This window comes from Pectobacterium versatile (assembly GCF_020166435.1).
Classification (GTDB): domain Bacteria; phylum Pseudomonadota; class Gammaproteobacteria; order Enterobacterales; family Enterobacteriaceae; genus Pectobacterium; species Pectobacterium versatile.
Window position 1 is genome coordinate 18580 of the sequence record NZ_JAINZP010000024.1, and the last position, 20075, is coordinate 38654.

Sequence of the window (20075 nt, forward strand, 5' to 3'; positions counted from 1 at the left end):
CACTACATCCGTATACAAACAGGTAACATGATGCTTCCTGACGGTCATCATGCTACTGATACGTATTCAGGAGAGCTATACGTGGATGGTAAATAATGTTGAAAATATCCTTCTGTAATATATTTATTAGGTATTGAAAAGAATAGGTTATTCGGTCTCATCTATTTCACCACTGTTCAGTATTCAATGTTATTCATTCATATCTAACAATATGATTAAAAATAAAAAACCGATAAAAATAATCTTTCAATGAAATTGAAAAATAAGTTACTCATTCATTATTACCAGACTACTTAATAATAGCATTTTTAATAAAAGCGATTCAAATAAAAACCCATACCATACAATTAGATAAGTAAAAACAAAGAAATTAATAGCTATTTACACATCTCAATTATTGCCATTTCATCAGCCTCAACTATACATAATATTCGCAATGTATAATAAAAAAATTGATTAAATTCTGCGGCGAAATTCTATTTCGTCAAGTGTCTTGCTGCCCCTAAAAGGCAGTAAAAACACACAGCTAAAAAAATCATTGCTACGTTCTACCTGTTGGATGATATTTCCATCCAACAGAGTTGGCGGCACCTCCATCCGGCGGTATATCGTCTAGTTTTTCTTGTTTTAGGTACTGATTTTATTTCCGGACGTCACGGAAAACATCGCTTCCGTTTGCGTCAATTACAGACTGAGCCAAGGGAAATCGTGATCTTGAAAAGATCGACATTAGCAGTAACCAAAAGAGGAGCACCTGCTTATGCGACAAGACATACGAACCATTGGCGTTTGCCTGGTTAGCCAGGATGAAGGATTAACACAGGATCTGGATGTCGTTTTGAAAAGTGTCAATAATTTGCTCTGCGGCAATATTGATGTCCCCAAGAGTATAACGCCAGACGGTACCTGCCTGCCCTATCGGCGGGTTCTATCTCAGGCAAGTCAATACCTGTCATCACAGCGGCGTGACAAAACGTTATCACTGACATTGCGGCGCTTTGATTCTATGGCAACAGCAAATCACGCGATGACAGCACACCATCCACCACCTATCGAATGTGTGTTATTAGATACACGTCACGAAGAGCTACACGGTTCAGAAGATCCCTTTACCCAATTCACCCCGAAGTCATCAGAGTCACGGTTTTCACCGTGTTCTGCCATGTTGCTTTGCAAAGAGGAACTTCTGGGTAAATGGATGGGCAGACTCGGAGGAAATCGATTAGTCAGGGTTCTACACGATTGTCCGTGGCAACGGCGGGCCGATATCCTTCGTTTGGTGCTGGATCATCTTGAACATGCACACTTCAACCGCCTGCTGGTACGTGCTTGCCAAAAAACGGAAGGCCCTGGGATATTAGCGCAAACGATTTATCGTCATATGACCGAGCGCTGGGGCGATCAATGGGATTTTCACTTCTACACCGGGTCAATGGTGGCAGGGTTCATCGACTCAATGAAAACCTTACTTCACGGTTCAGAAAACCGCTGTCTGACGGGTAATAATGAGCATGCTCTTGCCGTCAGCGCACTGGCAGGATGGCAATTATATGGGCGCGCCTATGTGATTGCTATAACGTCCGGCATGATCGATGAAGCACGTGGGACATTATCAAACCTCAAGCGTGCCGCTGCACCAGGCCTGATTATCTGCGCGGACTCGCCGCAAACAACCTGGTATCCATTTCAGGGAACGCTTGACGCCGATAATGACGGGCATGAAGTTATTACTGCCCGTGGCTTATGGCATTGCTTCATCCGCACACCCGATGAAATGCCCACCGGTCTGCAAGGTGCTTTTCGCTCACTAGATGAACGTCCGGCGCCTACCTTTGTTTTAGCCACGCAAAACATCCTTGAATCTCAAGCAGACAACCTCAAAATCGAGATTCCTTCCCACATTCCCAGGAAGGAGGAACTTTCCGCACAGCAACGTGAACAGCTAGATCAGGCAGTGTCAGCCATCAATCATGATAACGCCCGCATCCTGTGGCACTGCGGACGGCTTACTGCTCGAGAGCGCAAACGCATCCTAACGCTGGCAGAACGGGCCGGAATAGCATTAGTCGACAGCATCATTCACCCCGGCAGCGTGTCTGCTTATAGCGATGGCACTCTGGTAGATAACTATCTGGGTACGCTTTCCATGTATGGCTTCAACCGCGCCGTCTATGAGTTCCTGGAAACACCAGCAGCAGAAGGAGAAGGCACACCCTGGCTGTTTTTCTTAAAAGGCAAAGTTGAGCAGTCAGCAACACCTTACTCAGAAGGTAAGCTCAAACGTAATTTCCGCATCGCTCAGGTTAACCGCAACCCGGCACACCTTTCACCCTTTACCGATCTGGGATTGGATATTCAACTGTCTGATTTCCTAGACTATCTTGAACCTCGTCTACAAATCGACAGCACCGTATTGTCTTATCGTCGTGCTGGGCTTAAGCGGCTGCGACAGCTGCCGACAGCGTTGCCAAGCGATATGATCGAAACCATGCCTATGACATCCAATCATTTCTTCCACAGGCTAGGCCAACTTATCGCCGAACTTATTGAGAACCACGATTATCGCTATACAGGGGTCTACGATGTAGGCCGCTGTAGCTTATCGGCCATCCGTAATGTGCCACGTACCGATCCTGGTTTCTCCGGCTGGTATGGCCGCGCGTTGATGGGAGATGGTCTGATGTCGTTACCCTATATCGCACTGAAGAACGAACACAATATTTTAGCTTTCGTCGGCGATGGTGCCCGAGCAATGGTACCGAATATTGAGCAACGTCTGGCCTGGTCATCAGTTAAGGGCGTGACAGGGCGTGGCGGTAATGTCACGGTCTTTTACCTGACCAACGGCGTGCTCTCCATGATTCAGACTTATATGGACAAACGTTATGCGCTCAATGCCAGTTGTCAGGTCAATGTGCCCTTGATAGAGCTGGATAAGGGGCCTTCTCATCGCGTAATCGACGGAATCAACGTTCATCACCGCGTGCTGCGTCAGTTCTGTCCAGCACTGTTACGTGAAGCCTTATTGGCACCAGGGAGAGTCAACTTCTTCGACATCTGGCTTGGACATAATTCTGAGGGTGATGGCTTGAGTCTGGCCTCTGAGGACTCTTGGAACCGTATTCATATTGGTAATGAGGGAACACCATGAAATTTGGCTTTATTGCCCATCCAACATCCAGAGAGCTTCTAAATCAGGTAAAACTGATCGATATGGCTGGCCGAATGCTGGAAGAACAGGCAACGGGTTATGATCCTATGCTGTGGCAACGGCGTAATCTGGTCCCGTTTGCCGAATTCAGCCGCATCGTTAGCGCCAGTGGTGCCCAATGCGAGGGGATCTTACAGTTCATGCCGTTAACCGCAGAGCAAATGCTGAGCCAGCCCCGACGCATTGCCGAGCGTGTAGTCGAAGGGGTCAACACACTCAAGCATCAGGGGGTGGAGCTGGTAGGGCTCGGCGGCTTTACCTCTATTGTCGGCAACCGTGGTCTACAGACCCTTGACCGCACAAACATTCCTGTCACGACAGGCAATTCACTGACGGCCTATGCAACCTATGTGAATATACTGGATGTCCTCTCTACGTTAGATATTCCAGCAGAGCAAGCCGACGTTGCGATACTGGGATATCCCGGTTCAATTGCGTTGGCGGTTGCACGGCTGCTTGCCCCATTGGGATGCCAACTAAGATTGATACACCGGGATGAGAAACAGCATGCTCAGGCTTTACTGGATTATCTGCCTGCATCCTTACACAGAAATGTGACGCTGCACGCCGGCATGGACGACTGCTACGAGCGGGTGAAATTGTTCGTAGCCGCTACATCCAGTGGCGGTGTCATTGACCCTCAGCGACTGGCTCCAGGCAGTATCGTCGTGGATGCCGCACTGCCAAAAGATGTATTACCCGGTTGGGAAACTCGTGACGATATTCTGGTGATTGATGGCGGATTAGTTTCCGCAACCGATGCCGTCAGTTTCGGCGCGATGACGTTAGGACTGGATCCCAAACGCCATCTCAATGGTTGTCTGGCTGAGACCATCATTCTCGCTCTGGAAGGCTGGGCCGAACCGTTCTCGATTGGTCGGGAGTTACCCGTTGATCGGGTTCTGGAGATTGGCCGTCTTGCTGAACGACATGGTTTTTTGCCCCGCCCCATGTCAAGCCGCGGTGAAAATGTGGATGATGTGAAACTGCGCGAACTGCGTCGATTTCATAACGGGAAACGACACACAACTCCTGATGGCAGTGACATTAACCCTGAACATCTTCGCGAACCTGAACGTCTTCGTGAAGACGTGCTGAGATGCTTCGGAGAATACATCAATCCCGTTCTGCGAGAGTTTTATGCTTTCAACCATGTTGAACGGGTTTTCAACCACGGAAAAGGCTGTTGGCTAACGGATCTGGACGGACAACGCTATCTGGACTTTGTAGCAGGATATGGTTGCCTCAATACTGGCCATAACCATCCAGATATTGCTGCTAATCTGCAAAAGTACCTGCTACAGCAACATCCTACTTTTGTTCAATATCTGTCAGCACCTCTCCATGCCAGCCTTCTAGCCAAGCGTTTAGCGGCACTTTCGCCTGACGGGTTGGAACGTGTGTTTCTGAGTAACTCTGGCACTGAAGCCGTGGAAGCCGCGTTGAAATTAGCGCTGGCAGCCAGCGACAAACCAACACTGCTCTATTGCGCTAATGGTTATCATGGCAAAACACTTGGGGCCTTGTCCGTAACAGGACGAGCGAAACATCGGCAGGTGTTCGAGCCTCTATTACCTCACTGTGAGGAAATTCCGTTTGGCGATGCTTCAGCCTTACAAGCCAGATTGCAAAAGGGAGACATAGCAGCCTTTATCATGGAGCCCATCCAAGGGGAAGGTGGCGTGGTGATACCGCCCGATGGCTATCTCAACGCCGTAAGAACGCTCTGTTCAGAGCATGATTGCCTCTGGATCCTCGACGAAATCCAGACTGGACTTGGCCGTACCGGCAAGATGTTCGCTTGCCAGTGGGAGGGCGTTTCTCCCGACATTATGGTGCTATCAAAATCCCTCTCTGGTGGCCTTGTCCCTATTGGAGCAACGCTATCATCCAAACATGTTTGGCAACGTGCTTATGGCAATATCGATCGTTTCGCGCTTCACACATCAACATTTGGCGGCGGTAACTTTGCCGCCGCCGCAGCGATGGCGGCACTGGACGTGATCGAACGTGAAAATCTGGCCGACAATGCCGCACAGGTTGGTGCACATCTGCGAAAAAGACTGGAGGAATTAGCCGACAGGCATTACTTCATCAAGGAAGTTCGTGGACAAGGGCTGATGATTGCGATCGAATTTCAGAATGACGTCTCAGATGGCATTGAGGCATTTGTCCGGGAAATGTCCAGCCGCTTGCCTGCCAAAGCTGCGGCAACCTATCGGATGATGCCGATGAAAGCTCGTGAACATCTGGAAGCCGCAATAAAGGAATTAGAATCTACACTGGCGGACATGTTCGTACTGCGAATCATGACCAAACTTTCCAAAGATCACCATATTCTGACTTTCGTGACAGCGAATAACAACCGCGTGATGCGCATACAACCCCCGCTGGTTTTGTCGCTGGAAGAAGCGGATACCTTTGTTAAAGCACTGAGCGAGGTATGTGAGGAACTCTCAACCTTTGAATCGTAATCCAGGCGTCTCCTGCCTATAAACATTGAAATGGCTATCCATTCACAAGAGAGGTGAATGTTGCTGAAAGAAAAAAGCTTAAAGGCCCAATGCTAATCGGTTCATAAGCTATTGCCGATCCAGCTAGTATGAAAAACCCTGAAGCTACACTTCTGGGTTAATACGCAAACCACCGCCCTGTCAGCCATATGCTGGCGGGGTGTTTTTCTTTCTGGAGAAAATTGAGTTCATGATATCAGGGTACAAGCAGACGATATGATGATCGACGCTGGCTGGTGCTTTCGTAAAGAAACGTCCTATAACACTGGACGTCATCTAGCCAAACCATAAGACAGCGATCTGCGTTCTGTTTTCCCACACCGCTCAGCAGTCGACCACTGAATGTGGCCCGCCAAAACCGCTTCATTTCTCCGGTAGACGCAGCGACAAGAAAACCCGTACTCGCTTTATACATTTGATACGCCGATATCCATTCTTCCTCTAAATAGAGGCATAAATGACGTGAGTCGTGGATGGGACCATATAAAGTAGGAACGAGAGATTATAAATCAGGAGATGATTGAAAAAAGAGACTAAAAGATTGGAGCGGGAAACGAGACTCGAACTCGCGACCCCGACCTTGGCAAGGTCGTGCTCTACCAACTGAGCTATTCCCGCATATCGGACAGACGCTAACAGGCGTTATGTCTGATTACTGCACACTGCCTGTATGGTGACAAACAGTGATAAAACTTGGAGCGGGAAACGAGACTCGAACTCGCGACCCCGACCTTGGCAAGGTCGTGCTCTACCAACTGAGCTATTCCCGCCCGGGAAATCTTTACACGATGTTGACGTTCTTTAATTGAAATTCTTCATCGGTATGGGGTGCGCATTATACGAGAAATCCGTTTAACCGCAAGCCCCCAAAAATGAAAAATTGTCTGACTGCTGATAAAAAAAACAATGCGCTGACAAAACAGGCGTTATGGCGTAAATAGCAACAGATCGCTGGGCATCACACCCTACCCGTTTTGCGTCACCGACTACAGTCGCAGAAAGTTCTCACGGTAATAGGCCAATTCCGCCAGTGATTCGCGAATATCGTCCATCGCCTGATGTGTGCCTTGCTTCTTAAAACCCGTCAGGATTTCTGGCTTCCAGCGTCGCGCCAGTTCTTTGAGCGTGCTGACATCCAGATAACGATAGTGGAAGTAAGCTTCCAGCTCTGGCATATAGCGGAACAGGAAGCGGCGATCCTGGCCGATGCTGTTGCCACAGATCGGCGATTTACCCGCCGGTACCCATTTTTGTAGAAACGCCAGCGTTTCCAGCTCAGCAGCGCGTTCATCCGTCGTGCTGGCTTTGACGCGATCCGTCAGGCCGCTGGCACCGTGCGTACGCACATTCCAGTCATCCATCAGTGCCAGTTGGCTATCTGACTGGTGCACCGCCATTACCGGTCCTTCGGCCAACACATTCAAGTTTGCATCCGTCACCAGCGTTGCGATCTCAATGATGCGATCGTGATCCGGGTTCAGACCGGTCATCTCGAGATCGATCCAGATCAGGTTATTTTCATCTACCATCGTGGGAATTCCTGTTGCATTGTGCCCTGTCGTCGAGGCAAGGATACCAGTATCAATCTCAATGCTGATACCGATAAGGTGGTATCAGTTAATTAAAATCAAATAGGGTGTATTATAGTCTGTTCAAACGCAGCGAGCGATAACCCGCTATCGTGAACGATAAATCGTCTTAAGTGAGGCTCAGTGAGCAAAAAGAAACTGTCGAAAGGTCAGCAGCGTCGGGTTAGCGCAAACCACCAGCGTCGCCTGAAAAAAACGGAAAGCAAAGTCGAATGGGAAGATAGCCAACTGGGCGATGCGCAGGAAGGTATTATCATCAGCCGATTCGGTATGCACGCCGATGTGGAAGCCACCGATGGCGTGGTGCACCGCTGCAACATTCGTCGGACCATTTCATCGCTGGTCACGGGCGACCGCGTAGTCTGGCGACCCGGCCATGAATCACTCGCTGGTATCAGCGGGATCGTGGAAGCCGTTCACCCTCGCCATTCAGTCCTGACCCGCCCCGACTATTACGATGGCATTAAACCGATCGCCGCCAATATCGATCAGATCGTGATCGTCTCAGCGATCTTGCCTGAGCTGTCGCTGAACATTATCGATCGCTATCTGGTCGCCTGCGAAACGCTGGAGATAGATCCGCTGATCGTGCTGAACAAAATTGACCTGCTGGATGACAAATCCCGCCAGTTTGTTGATAAACAAATGGATATCTACCGCGCCCTCGACTATCGCGTGCTGATGGTTTCCAGCCATACTCAACAGGGTATCCCTGAACTGGAGCAGGCACTCACTGACCGTATCAGTATTTTCGCCGGACAGTCAGGTGTCGGGAAATCCAGTCTGCTTAATGCGCTGCTCGCACTGGGTGAAGAACGCATTCTGGTGAATGAGGTTTCTGATAACTCAGGATTGGGGCAACACACCACCACCGCCTCTCGGCTTTATCACTTCCCGCACGGCGGCGACGTGATCGACTCACCGGGCGTGCGGGAATTTGGTCTGTGGCATCTGGAGCCTGAACAAGTGACGAGTGGTTTCATTGAGTTACGTAAACACATCGGCTCGTGTAAGTTCCGCGACTGTAAACATGAAAACGATCCAGGCTGCGCGATCAATGCCGCACTTGCGCGCGGAGAGATTGCCACAGAGCGCTTTGATAACTATCACCGGATTCTGGAGAGCATGGCGCAAGTAAAAACGCGTAAAGGCTTTTCGGATACAGATAACTGACATTTATCATAACCGTCGCTACAATGCGCCCCCTTTGAGGATAAGTGAATCCGCTTATTCTCTCTGGGCTACCGCTGACAGCGCTAAGCTAAGCGTGTTCCCCAGAAAGCTTGTTTTATGGCGCACTATTAATCCAAGAGGCTCACAGTGCTGGATAATATCAAAATCAAATTACAGTATTGGCTTCCCAAGATCTGGCTGACCCGCTTAGCGGGCTGGGGAGCAAATAAGCGTGCGGGAAAACTCACCAAGCTGGTGATCGATCTGTTTGTCCGCCAATACAACGTCAACATGCAGGAAGCACAGCAGCCGGATACCGCCTCCTACCGCACGTTTAACGAATTTTTCGTTCGCCCGCTGCGCCCAGGCATTCGCCCTGTCGATCCTCATGCGCACCGTCTGGTGCAGCCTGCTGACGGTGTCCTGTCGCAGTTTGGCCCCATTACCGACGGCAAGCTGATTCAGGCAAAGAATCACGACTACACGCTGGAAGCGCTGCTGGCTGGCAACTATGTGATGGCCGATCTGTTCCGCGACGGCCTGTTTGCCACCATTTATCTTTCTCCACGTGATTATCACCGCCTCCACATGCCGTGCGATGGCGTGCTGCGCGAGATGATTTATGTGCCGGGTGACCTGTTCTCCGTCAATCTGCTGACGGCCGATAACGTGCCGAATCTGTTTGCACGTAACGAACGTGTCATCTGCCTGTTTGATACTGAATTCGGCCCAGTGGCACAGATTCTGGTCGGTGCAACCATTGTCGGCAGCATCGAAACCGTGTGGTCAGGCGTGGTGACGCCACCGCGTGAAGGCATCATCAAGCGTTGGACTTATCCACAGGCGGGTGAAGAAGGTGCAGTCGTGCTGGCGAAAGGCGAGGAAATGGGTCGCTTCAAGCTGGGCTCCACCGTGATTAACCTGTTTGCCGCAGGCAATAATCTCCAGTTTGCTGCACACCTGAATACGATGAGCGTGACGCGTATGGGCGAACCGTTTGCCGAAGTCCGTCAGGATGAGCAAGCGCCTGTTGTTTTCCCGGAAGGAACCGAGTTGGAAGAAAACGACACCGCACCATCGCCTGTCGCGGCAACGTCTGAGCCTGTTAAAGTTGAGGGACAACATCCTGCGGCTGATGCAGCCGGCCAGACGGGCCACAAACCCGACGCGCCGTAAATAACGTCAGATTTTTGTTGTTTGTAATACTGTAATAAAGGTAGCTAACGTGCGTCTGATTCTGACTTTTCTTTTGGGATGTTTATTATCAACTGCTGCGTTGGCTGCCACTGCGCCCAATGAGGCGCAGTTACGCCAGCAGCTACAGCAGGCAGAAGCCAACAAAGGTGCAGCCGATCAGGCGAAAGTCGTTGAAGAATATCAGGCTGCACTGAACACCCTGCAGGACCGCAAAGAGTCACTGGAGCGCGCCACACAGTATCAACGCGTCATTGATGATTTCCCCAAACTGGTTCAAGAGCTGCGTCGCCAGCTTAATGCTGAAGACGGCAAACCGTCGTCTATTTCAGAAAGCCTCTCCAGCAACGATCTCGAACAGCAGCTACTGCAAACCAGCAGCCAGCTGTTGGAACAGGCCCGCCAGCTCCAACAGGAACAGGATCGGCTGCGTGAAATCAGTGATTCACTGAGCCAGCTTCCGCAGCAGCAAACTGAAGCCAGCCGCATGCAAAGCGAGGCGGAACGCCGTATTCAGTCTCTCGGTACTCCTGCTACCCCGCTGGGGCAAGCGCAGCTTGTCGCTCTTCAGGCCGAATCCGCCCTGCGAAAAAGTAGGGTAGACGAACTGGAACTGGCACAGCTGTCAGCCAGCAATCGTCAAGAGTTGTCTCGGCTACGCGTCGAACTGTATAAAAAGCGTCACGACAGGCTGGATCTGCTGCAACAGGATTTACGCAGCAGACTCAACAACCTGCGCCAGCGCGAAGCCGAACAGGCATTAGAACGTACAGAACTGCTCGCGGAACAAAGTGGCGATTTACCCAGCGTCATCAGCAAGCAGCTACAGGTTAACCGCGAGCTCTCCGTCGCGCTGAATCAACAAGCGCAGCGGATGGATCTCATCGCCTCTCAGCAGCGTCAGGCGGCCACGCACACCATTCAGGTTCGTCAGGCGCTGAGCACCATTCGCGAACAGGCACAGTGGCTCGGCGTCTCACCGATATTGGGTGAAACCTTACGGGCACAGATCGCCCGCCTGCCGGAAATGCCCAAACCTCAGTTGCTGGATAGCGACATGGCGCAGCTGCGCGTACAGCGCCTGCACTTTGAAGACCTGATCAACAAACCTCAGGATCTTGATAATGCCAAGCAGGATAATGGCGATCCGCTGACCAGCGCGCAGCAGCGTATTCTGGCCGATCAGATGCGAACCCAGCGCGACCTGCTGACGTCACTGATCTCCGGCTGTGATTCACAGATACTCGAACTGACCAAACTCAAAGTCGCCAATAACCAGCTGGCGGATGCACTAACCGAAACACGGGAAGCGGCCCATCGCGACCTGTTCTGGGTTGCAGATGTCGATCCCGTAACGTTCGCCTATCCGCTCAAACTGGTACAGGATCTGACGCGCCTGCTGTCATTAGATACGCTGACGCAGCTGGGTAGCGCGCTGGTGATGATGGTGACCAGTCAGGAAACCGTGTTGCCGCTGCTGGGCGCACTGCTGCTGGTTGGTTTTAGTATCAGCTCACGTCGCCACTATCATGCGTTTATGGAGCGCGCCAGCAGCCGTGTCGGCAAGGTCACGCTCGATCACTTTATGCTGACGCTGCGTACCGTGTTCTGGTCCATCCTTACCGCCCTGCCGCTGCCGGTGCTCTGGGCCGCGTTGGGATACGGGCTGCAAAACGCCTGGCCTTACCCGATTGCCGTCGCCATCGGCGACAGCGTGACCGCCACTGTGCCGCTGATGTGGCTGGTGATGATCAGTGCCTCATTCTCGCATCCGCAGGGGCTGTTCATTGTCCACTTCCGCTGGTCGCCGGAGCGCGTAGCCAGAGCGATGCGCTACTATCGTCTCTCCATCGCCTTTATCGTGCCGCTGATTATGGCGCTGATTACGTTCGATAAGCTCAACGATCGCGAGTTCTCTAGCACGCTCGGGCGGCTCTGTTTCATCCTGCTTTGTATGGCGTTGAGTTTGGTCACCACCGGATTAAAACGCGCGGGTATCCCGCTGTATCTGGATAAAGAAGGCTCGGGGGAAAACTCCGTTAACCGTGCGATGTGGAACATCCTGATCGCCATGCCGCTCGTTGCTGCGCTGGCCTCCTGCATAGGCTATCTGGCGACCGCACAGGCACTGTTAGCCCGTCTGGAAACCTCCGTTTCTATCTGGTTCTTCCTGCTGGTGGTTTACCACATTATCCGCCGCTGGATGTTAATTCAGCGCCGCCGCATCGCCTTCGACCGCGCCAAACAGCGACGTTCGGAAATTCTGGCGCAGCGTGCCAAAGGTGAAGAAGACACGCCGTCTGCATCATCACATGAAAGCAGTTCGGAAGCGGTGGAAGAACCCGTTGTCGATCTGGACGCCATCAGCGCCAAATCCTTGCAGTTGGTGCGTTCCATCCTGACGTTGATCGCACTGGTTTCCGTTATCGCACTGTGGTCGGAAATTCATTCCGCCTTCGCGTTCATGGAAAATATTAGCCTGTGGGATGTCTCCAGCACGGTCAAGGGCGTGGAAAGCGTGCAGGCGATTACGCTGGGATCGGTACTGATCGCGATTCTGATCTTTATTATTACCGCACAACTGGTGCGTAACCTGCCCGCCCTGCTGGAACTGGCAATCCTACAGCATCTGGATCTGTCGCCGGGCAGCGGCTACGCCATTACCACCATCAGCAAATATATTCTGATGCTGATCGGCTGTCTGATGGGGTTCTCGTTGATCGGGATCGAATGGTCGAAACTGCAATGGCTGGTTGCTGCACTGGGTGTGGGGCTCGGGTTCGGTTTACAGGAGATCTTCGCCAACTTTATCTCCGGCCTGATCATCCTGTTCGAGAAACCGATCCGTATCGGCGATACGGTCACGATCCGCGATCTCACGGGTAGCGTCATGCGGATTAATACCCGCGCCACCACCATTTCCGACTGGGATCGCAAAGAGATCATCGTGCCGAACAAGGCCTTTATCACCGAGCAGTTTATTAACTGGTCGCTGTCGGATTCAGTCACGCGTGTGGTGATGACGGTGCCTGCTCCCGCGAACGCGAACAGTCAGGAAGTCACGGAACTGCTGATGGATGCAGTGAAGCGTTGTTCGCTAATTCTGGATACGCCAGAGCCCGAAGCCTTCCTCGTTGACCTGCAACAGGGCATTCAGATTTTCGAGCTGCGCGTGTTCGCCGCCGAAATGGGGCACCGTATGCCGCTGCGTCACGAACTGCATCAGCTGATTCTGGAAAACTACCGTAAACACAATCTGGAGCTTCCTTTCCCACCGTTCCAGGTGAAAATGGACAATCTGTCGCGCAGTGGAAAAACGCTGACGCCACGGCAGCGGACGCCGGGCAGCTTATAAGAAAGGAAAACGGGCGGTGGCCAGATGTGGCACCGCCCTGTATCAGACCGGTTACGCGCGCTCTACGGAGAACGCAATCACGTCACTCAGCTTCTCGGCATTCAGCGCCAGCATAATCAAACGATCCACGCCCAACGCCACACCGGCACAATCCGGCAGACCGTGTTTCAGCGCCGCCAGCAGGTTTTCATCGATCGGCTGCTGTGGCAAACCACGCGCGGCACGCTTGCGGTTATCCTGCTCAAAGCGCTGACGTTGCTCATCAGCATCGGTCAATTCACGGAAGCCATTCGCCAGCTCGATCCCCTTGAAATAGACTTCAAAACGTTCGGCGACGCGATGGTCTTCCGAACTGATCTCTGCCAGCGAGGCCTGTGTTGCTGGGAAATGGTAGACAAACGCCGGTTTGTCACGCCCGATGTGCGGCTCAACGCCAAAGGTAAACAGCATCTGCACCAGCGAATCGCGATCGTCTTCACGGCAGGCGATATCGCCCAGCCCGAGTTTTTCTGCCGCTTCACGCAGTTGCGCTTTATCAACAGACAGAGGGTCGATCTCCAGATGGCGTAAAAACGCTTGCTGATAGGAGAGCATTTCCGCACTTTCACAATCCAGTACCTGCTGCAACAGGTCGTCGACCTCATTCATCAGGCGGTACATATCATAGTGAGGGCGGTACCATTCCAGCATAGTGAATTCTGGGTTGTGGTGTCGGCCTGATTCTTCATTGCGGAAACTGCGGCACAGCTGAAATATCGGTCCACTGCCAGCAGCCAGCAGACGCTTCATGTGGTATTCCGGGCTGGTCATCAAATACAGCGTCATGCCATCCGCAGCACCAGGGCCAACGAAGCGGGTCTGGAACGGGTATAAGAAAACATCCGTTACCGTAGCCTGGCTCATCGCGGGCGTTTCAACCTCCAGTACACCACGATCGGTGAAGAAACGTCGGATAGCAGCAATGATCGACGCTCGTTTCAACAAATTAGCGACAGAAGCACTAGGTTGCCAACTTGTCGTCTCGCTCATGGTTCTTACTCCAAAGTCAAACAGGGGGTGCAGTCTACCCGCATCAGCCCAAATTTCCAGCGGAAAAAAGGCCAGACGCGCTTTTCAGCAACGCATGATCTACCCTCTAAGAAGGTGCGGTCAGGATAGCAGCCATCAATTATATCCAGTGGATCATTTTCTTATATCCACCCCAAAAGGGTTATTAAAGAAATAAAAGCATTATTCCCCCCTAAATAAGTCTTTCGATCACGTTTTTATCAATAAATACGCGACCCACTAAAAAAACCGCAAAATGCAGGATCACATCAAATTTCATCTACCTATAATTCGGTATAATCATTCCCACACAAAAATTATAGGTTTATCTATTCTTTATACATCTATCACATAATTTTCAGCGGGTTTGATATTAAGCTCGGATATAAAGACAGAAACGAATAGATATTATTTTTTTATTTTAACTTAATTAACTTAAGTAACTGGAGGAATGCATTGCAAACCTTTAACGCCGATTTAGCCATTATCGGGGCTGGAGGCGCTGGCCTACGAGCGGCAATTGCTGCCGCGGAAGCCAACCCTCAACTGAAAATTGCGCTGATCTCAAAAGTCTACCCAATGCGTAGCCATACCGTGGCGGCAGAAGGTGGGTCAGCAGCAGTGACTCAGGAACACGATAGCTTCGATTATCACTTCAATGACACCGTGTCTGGTGGCGACTGGCTGTGTGAACAAGACGTTGTTGAGCACTTCGTCAAGCGCTGCCCGGAAGAGATGATTCAACTGGAACAGTGGGGCTGCCCCTGGAGCCGTAAACCGGATGGTTCTGTCAACGTTCGCCGTTTTGGCGGGATGAAGATCGAACGCACCTGGTTTGCCGCCGATAAGACCGGCTTCCACATGCTGCATACCCTGTTCCAAACTTCCCTTAAATATCCGCAAATCCAACGCTTCGATGAGCACTTTGTCCTCGACGTTCTGGTCGATGACGGCCAGGCACGCGGCCTCGTTGCCATCAATATGATGGAAGGCTCGCTGATTCAGATCCGCGCTAACGCCGTGGTGCTGGCGACAGGCGGCGCAGGTCGCGTGTACCGTTACAATACCAACGGCGGCATCGTCACAGGCGACGGCATGGGCATGGCGTTCCGCCACGGTGTTCCACTGCGTGATATGGAATTCGTTCAATATCACCCGACCGGTTTACCCGGCTCCGGTATCCTGATGACCGAAGGCTGCCGTGGCGAAGGCGGCATCATGGTCAACAAAGACGGCTACCGTTACCTGCAAGACTACGGCATGGGCCCAGAAACACCGCTCGGAGAACCGAAAAATAAATATATGGAGCTGGGGCCACGCGATAAGGTATCGCAGGCATTCTGGCACGAATGGCGCGCAGGCCGCACCGTCTCAACCCCGTTGGGTGACGTGGTTTACCTCGATCTGCGCCACCTCGGCGAGAAGAAGCTTCTGGAACGTTTACCGTTCATCTGTGAACTGGCAAAAGCCTATGTCGGCGTCGATCCAGTGAAAGAGCCGATTCCTATCCGTCCTACCGCGCACTATACGATGGGCGGCATTGAAACCGATCAAAACTGCGAAACCCGCATCAAAGGTCTATTTGCCGTCGGCGAATGTTCCTCGGTTGGCCTGCACGGTGCGAACCGTCTCGGTTCCAACTCGCTGGCCGAACTGGTGGTCTTCGGTCGCGTTGCAGGTGAACACGCCGTACAGCGCGCACAGGCGGCAGCGCCGGCCAACGGCACGGCACTGGACGCACAAACCCGCGATATCGAACAACGCCTGCATGACCTGATGAATCAGGAAGGCACAGAAAGCTGGGCGAAAATCCGCGATGAGATGGGCATGTCGATGGAAGAAGGCTGTGGTATTTACCGCACCACCGACCTGATGCAGAAAACCGTCGATAAGATGGCTGAGCTAAAAGAACGCTTCAAACGCGTGAAAATCACCGACCGATCCAGCGTGTTCAACACCGACCTGCTGTACACCGTTGAGCTGGGCCATAGCCTGGATGTTGCGGAATGTATGGCGCATTCGGCGATCAGCCGTAAAGAATCCCGCGGTGCACACCAGCGTCTGGATGATGGTTGCACCGAGCGTGATGACGTTAACTTCCTGAAGCATACGCTGGCGTTCTATAACCCAGAAGGCGCACCTCGTCTGGAGTATAGCGATGTGAAGATTACCAAACTTCCACCGGCCAAACGCGTATACGGTGCAGAAGGTGATGCGCAGGAAGGCAGCAAGAAGGAGCAGGCGAATGGCTGAGATGATCAAAACCCTGAAAATGGAAGTCATGCGCTATAACCCTGAACAGGACAGCGAACCGTATTTTGAGGCGTTCGATGTTCCGTACAACACGCAGACGTCCCTGCTGGATGCGCTGGGTTACATCAAAGATAACCTGGCACCGGACCTCTCCTACCGCTGGTCCTGCCGCATGGCGATCTGTGGTTCCTGCGGCATGATGGTGAATAACGTCCCTAAACTGGCCTGTAAAACCTTTCTGCGTGAATACACGAACGGTCTGAAGGTCGAAGCGCTGGGCAACTTCCCCATCGAGCGCGATTTAGTGGTCGATATGACCCACTTTATCGAGAGTCTGGAAGCCATCAAGCCGTATATCATCGGCAACGATCGTAAACCGGCTGACGGCCCGAACAAACAGACTCCGGCGCAAATGGCGAAGTATCACCAGTTCTCCGGCTGTATTAACTGTGGTCTGTGCTATGCGGCATGCCCGCAGTTCGGCCTGAACCCTGAGTTCATCGGCCCAGCGGCAATTACGCTGGCACACCGTTATAACCTGGACAACCGCGATCACGGCAAGAAAGAGCGTATGGCGCAGTTGAACGGGAATAACGGCGTCTGGACCTGTACGTTTGTGGGCTACTGCTCAGAAGTGTGTCCGAAGCACGTCGACCCTGCCGCGGCTATCCAGCAAGGCAAAGTCGAAAGCGCAAAAGACTTCATGATCGCGATGCTGAAACCACAATAAGGGAGGGACAATGATGACATCTAAACGTAAAGCGTATGTTCGCGGTATGTCGCCGACCTGGTGGAAAAAGCTGGGTTTCTACCGCTTTTATATGGTGCGTGAAGGGACTGCTGTCCCTGCCGTCTGGTTCAGCATCGTACTGATGTTTGGCGTTTTCGCGCTGAAAAATGGGCCGGAAGGCTGGGCAAACTTCGTCAGCTTCCTGCAAAACCCGCTGGTACTGCTGATTAATATCGTTGCTCTGCTGGCCGCCGCGCTGCATACCAAAACCTGGTTTGAACTGGCACCGAAGGCCAGCATCATCGTAATTAAAGATGAAAAAATGGGGCCGGAGCCAATCATTAAAGGGCTGTGGGCTGTCACCGTGGTGGTAACCGTAGCCGTTCTGGCAATCGCCTTACTATTCTGAACAGGAGAAATAACGTGATTAACCCAACGCCAAAACGTTCTGACGAACCGCCTTTCTGGGGCCTGTTCGGCGCCGGTGGGATGTGGAGCGCGTTCTTCGCTCCGGTGATCATCCTGCTGGTCGGTGTGATGCTGCCTCTGGGCTTGTTCCCGGACGCGTTAACCTATGAGCGCATCGCCGCGTTCAGCCAGAGCTTCATCGGCCGCGTCTTTTTACTGCTGATGATTGTACTGCCGCTCTGGTGTGGCCTGCACCGTATCCACCATGCGATGCATGACCTGAAAATCCACGTTCCTGCTGGGAAATGGGTGTTCTACGGCTTGGCGGCAATCCTGACTGTGGTTACCGTCATCGGTGTTGTCACTCTGTAGATACAACGCTGTAGATGTGAATCTCTACTTAACGGCCTGCACGATATTGCAGGCCGTTTTATTTTCCCCGCCTGACCACATCCATCGTCTACACTGGAACAGAGATGAAAACGATGAGATGTCAATATGATGCCCTTTAACGCTATTCGCTTTAACACCACGTTATTCAAAAACCTTCTATTCAAAATCAGACGACGTGGGAAAGCGTGCGTTGCCGCGCTGATAGCACTCTTTTCTGTCGCCTGTAGCGTAACACCGCCCGATAACGTCACCGTCGTGGAAAATTTTGACGTTAATCACTACCTCGGCACATGGTATGAGATTGCCCGCCTCGACCACCGCTTTGAACACAATATGGAACGCGTGACGGCAACCTATAGCCCGCGAGATGACGGCGGCATCAAAGTGATCAACCGCGGCTTTAACGTCGAAAAACAGGAATGGAAAGAGAGCATCGGGAAAGCGTATTTCACGGGTTCGCCTCAGCGGGGCGCACTAAAAGTGTCGTTCTTCGGGCCGTTCTATGGCGGTTACAACATTATTGAACTGGACGACGACTACCGCTACGCCCTGATTTGTGGGCCGAACCGCGACTACCTGTGGATTCTCTCGCGCACGCCAACGTTAGATGCTGTGACACGCGACAAACTGGTCGCGACAGCCAAACGCTATGGCTTCCCGACAGAGGCGCTTATCTGGGTCAATCAGTAATCAGAGCATATTCAGGTAAGTGACTGGGGTGAGTGAGGACAAATTGGCTAAGCTAATTTGAGTGCCGCTCACGGCGGCCCTTCAGGGCGAGGCTCAGAGATGAGCCTCGAGTATTGCCAACACACATGCAGCGTGAAGTATGACGGGTATGGGCTATTGAGCGCTGCGCTGAATGGCCTTCCCGCCTGCTTCAACATCTTGCCCAACACCTCGGGTGGTATTGCACCCAACCACCGCAGAGAAAATAACCAGAGAGAAAATGGCAACAAACGCTTTCTTCAACATACTCGGTTCCTTCTTTATGAGAGTAGGATTTCAACGGTACGAAAGGACTGCTTTTTAAGCGTAGCCAATTTTGATACTTATGGAAATTTTTCGGATGAAGTCTCTAATACTCAGAGGAGCAATATTCACGTTAAGTAATATCCTTTTTCCCTCTGATATGCCTTTGATGGCCTTAAGCAAATGTGGCAGAAAACGATAAACATGCCCCACCATTTTATGAAATCTGTCGTCCAATAGCTTAATTATTGTGAAAATTTTTCAAATATGCCGTCGATAACGCACCATCGACCAAAAATTGGAACTATCGATATATCCCTACAGTTCACTCTTTCCCTCTAGCTTATAAAATTTCGGGGGTCGCAAAAAATTATGTATTATTGCCACGTAAATGAGGCCAATCTACTTATAATATCCTCCTAGTATGACTGAAAAATGCATAACAACACGTCTAGCATTTCACCATCGTGTTCTACACTCATCATATTTCAGTTGCCTGTACGTTAACTGCATTACTCGGCATACTAGCTAGCAGCCGCTGCAAGTAGCGTTCAACCAGCCTCTGGCTGATTTGTCACTTACCTGATAGGATAAGACGCTGCCGCTGCTCCCATATAAAACCGAATTGTTTTCTCATAGTTAGATAGGGTGAACCTTCTATCACTTCAGATGCTGCACTGAGCCCAATAGCATAGTTAGTAGAATCAAGAGGGGTTTCCGCATTAAGGAAGGAATGGATATACTCCTGACCCCGTTTATTTACTGAAAGATCAGATTTTATATCACTGGGGTTATTTAGAGCATTTTTATCACATATTTCATCAGCTTTTTCTTTTACTTTTCTATCTACAAAAAAACGATTCCCATCTAAATCTGAATTAGATATTGCGCTTACTGCCATGCCAATAGACCAGAATCGAGTATTTTGGTTTTTTTGCGCATCAATATTTGCAACGTCTGCCAAACAAGGGTTATTTTTTATTTCCCTGAATAGAGATAGTTCTTTGCTGACAATGCGAAAATCAGCGTCAATGTTCTTTACATTAATCGTAGAACCAGTGATTTTATTTTTTAATGGTTTTTTTTCTAAACACGCGTTGTTATCTGATTTGACATGAGAAAAAATGAAGGAAGGTTGGCAGTTAATTTTTCCAATCATATTATTGTCTCTATTTGTAAGATAACCACCTAATAAATGAAGAATTATTATATATGATAATCATATGAATTATTTCAA

The 20075-nt window shown here is 51.1% G+C and carries 14 protein-coding genes and 2 tRNA genes; 10 read left to right on the forward strand and 6 right to left on the reverse strand.

The window, feature by feature from the left end; genetic code table 11:
- The first annotated feature begins 760 nt into the window (after positions 1-760).
- The gene (locus K7X24_RS19030; RefSeq protein ID WP_224557486.1) at positions 761-3151 is read left to right on the forward strand and encodes a hypothetical protein; all 2391 of its coding nucleotides are present in this window, start codon (positions 761-763) and stop codon (positions 3149-3151) included.
- A complete protein-coding gene (locus K7X24_RS19035; RefSeq protein ID WP_224557519.1) occupies positions 3148-5685 on the forward strand; it encodes an aminotransferase class III-fold pyridoxal phosphate-dependent enzyme in 2538 nt (845 codons plus the stop codon). Before K7X24_RS19030 ends, K7X24_RS19035 begins: the two co-directional genes overlap by 4 nt.
- Positions 5686-6266: 581 nt before the next feature.
- Here the strand turns inward: K7X24_RS19035 and K7X24_RS19040 are convergent.
- The 3 genes from K7X24_RS19040 to orn all read right to left on the reverse strand — a co-directional run bounded on the left by K7X24_RS19040 (position 6267) and on the right by orn (position 7253).
- A tRNA-Gly gene (locus K7X24_RS19040) sits at positions 6267-6342 on the reverse strand.
- 76 nt (positions 6343-6418) lie between these two features.
- Positions 6419-6494, reverse strand: a tRNA-Gly gene (locus K7X24_RS19045).
- 216 nt (positions 6495-6710) lie between these two features.
- On the reverse strand, positions 6711-7253 hold the full coding sequence (gene orn, locus K7X24_RS19050) for an oligoribonuclease (RefSeq protein WP_010283124.1): 543 nt from the start codon (positions 7251-7253) through the stop codon (positions 6711-6713).
- 183 nt (positions 7254-7436) lie between these two features.
- Here orn and rsgA point away from each other — a divergent pair, with 183 nt between their 5' ends.
- From rsgA to mscM, 3 genes are all read left to right on the forward strand, one after another.
- Positions 7437-8486 (forward strand): small ribosomal subunit biogenesis GTPase RsgA, encoded by a 1050-nt coding sequence (rsgA, locus tag K7X24_RS19055; protein WP_010295503.1) that lies wholly within the window; start codon positions 7437-7439, stop codon positions 8484-8486.
- A 147-nt stretch (positions 8487-8633) separates the two neighbouring features.
- Positions 8634-9662: an archaetidylserine decarboxylase gene (gene asd / locus K7X24_RS19060; protein WP_039541559.1), complete on the forward strand. Its 1029-nt coding sequence runs from the start codon at positions 8634-8636 to the stop codon at positions 9660-9662.
- Between the two features lie 49 nt (positions 9663-9711).
- Positions 9712-13035, forward strand: a complete 3324-nt coding sequence (gene mscM, locus K7X24_RS19065; protein ID WP_107333503.1) for a miniconductance mechanosensitive channel MscM — start codon at positions 9712-9714, stop codon at positions 13033-13035.
- Positions 13036-13086: 51 nt separating this feature from the next.
- On the opposite strand, the gene epmA is transcribed toward mscM, so the two are convergent.
- Positions 13087-14064 carry an elongation factor P--(R)-beta-lysine ligase gene (gene epmA / locus K7X24_RS19070; protein ID WP_103861963.1) on the reverse strand — a complete coding sequence of 326 codons (978 nt, stop codon included), beginning with the start codon at positions 14062-14064 and terminating at the stop codon, positions 13087-13089.
- A 474-nt stretch (positions 14065-14538) separates the two neighbouring features.
- Between epmA and frdA the strand changes: the two genes are divergently transcribed.
- From frdA to blc, 5 genes are all read left to right on the forward strand, one after another.
- Positions 14539-16335, forward strand: coding sequence for a fumarate reductase (quinol) flavoprotein subunit (gene frdA, locus K7X24_RS19075; RefSeq protein ID WP_224557522.1), 1797 nt, complete (start codon positions 14539-14541; stop codon positions 16333-16335).
- Positions 16328-17065 (forward strand): succinate dehydrogenase/fumarate reductase iron-sulfur subunit, encoded by a 738-nt coding sequence (locus tag K7X24_RS19080; protein WP_039490639.1) that lies wholly within the window; start codon positions 16328-16330, stop codon positions 17063-17065. The genes frdA and K7X24_RS19080 overlap by 8 nt, the downstream gene beginning before the upstream one ends.
- Positions 17066-17078: 13 nt before the next feature.
- Positions 17079-17474, forward strand: a complete 396-nt coding sequence (gene frdC, locus K7X24_RS19085; protein ID WP_103861992.1) for a fumarate reductase subunit FrdC — start codon at positions 17079-17081, stop codon at positions 17472-17474.
- A gap of 14 nt (positions 17475-17488) precedes the next feature.
- Complete coding sequence (gene frdD / locus K7X24_RS19090; RefSeq protein ID WP_005972985.1) at positions 17489-17845, forward strand: fumarate reductase subunit FrdD; 357 nt, start codon at positions 17489-17491, stop codon at positions 17843-17845.
- Between the two features lie 126 nt (positions 17846-17971).
- Positions 17972-18556 carry an outer membrane lipoprotein Blc gene (gene blc, locus K7X24_RS19095; protein WP_224557535.1) on the forward strand — a complete coding sequence of 195 codons (585 nt, stop codon included), beginning with the start codon at positions 17972-17974 and terminating at the stop codon, positions 18554-18556.
- A gap of 153 nt (positions 18557-18709) precedes the next feature.
- Here the strand turns inward: blc and K7X24_RS19100 are convergent, their stop codons facing one another.
- Positions 18710-18841 (reverse strand): entericidin A/B family lipoprotein, encoded by a 132-nt coding sequence (locus K7X24_RS19100; RefSeq protein WP_224557553.1) that lies wholly within the window; start codon positions 18839-18841, stop codon positions 18710-18712.
- A gap of 571 nt (positions 18842-19412) precedes the next feature.
- Positions 19413-19997 (reverse strand): hypothetical protein, encoded by a 585-nt coding sequence (locus K7X24_RS19105; protein WP_224557567.1) that lies wholly within the window; start codon positions 19995-19997, stop codon positions 19413-19415.
- Between the last annotated feature and the right edge of the window lie 78 nt (positions 19998-20075).

Coding starts and splice junctions, on each gene's coding strand:
- frdC (WP_103861992.1), top strand. CDS start 17,079: ATGACATCTAAACGTAAAGCGTATGTTCGCGGTATGTCGCCGACCTGG.
- orn (WP_010283124.1), bottom strand. CDS start 7,253: ATGGTAGATGAAAATAACCTGATCTGGATCGATCTCGAGATGACCGGT.
- blc (WP_224557535.1), top strand. CDS start 17,972: ATGATGCCCTTTAACGCTATTCGCTTTAACACCACGTTATTCAAAAAC.
- K7X24_RS19030 (WP_224557486.1), top strand. CDS start 761: ATGCGACAAGACATACGAACCATTGGCGTTTGCCTGGTTAGCCAGGAT.
- K7X24_RS19105 (WP_224557567.1), bottom strand. CDS start 19,997: ATGATTGGAAAAATTAACTGCCAACCTTCCTTCATTTTTTCTCATGTC.
- K7X24_RS19035 (WP_224557519.1), top strand. CDS start 3,148: ATGAAATTTGGCTTTATTGCCCATCCAACATCCAGAGAGCTTCTAAAT.
- epmA (WP_103861963.1), bottom strand. CDS start 14,064: ATGAGCGAGACGACAAGTTGGCAACCTAGTGCTTCTGTCGCTAATTTG.
- K7X24_RS19100 (WP_224557553.1), bottom strand. CDS start 18,841: ATGTTGAAGAAAGCGTTTGTTGCCATTTTCTCTCTGGTTATTTTCTCT.
- K7X24_RS19080 (WP_039490639.1), top strand. CDS start 16,328: ATGGCTGAGATGATCAAAACCCTGAAAATGGAAGTCATGCGCTATAAC.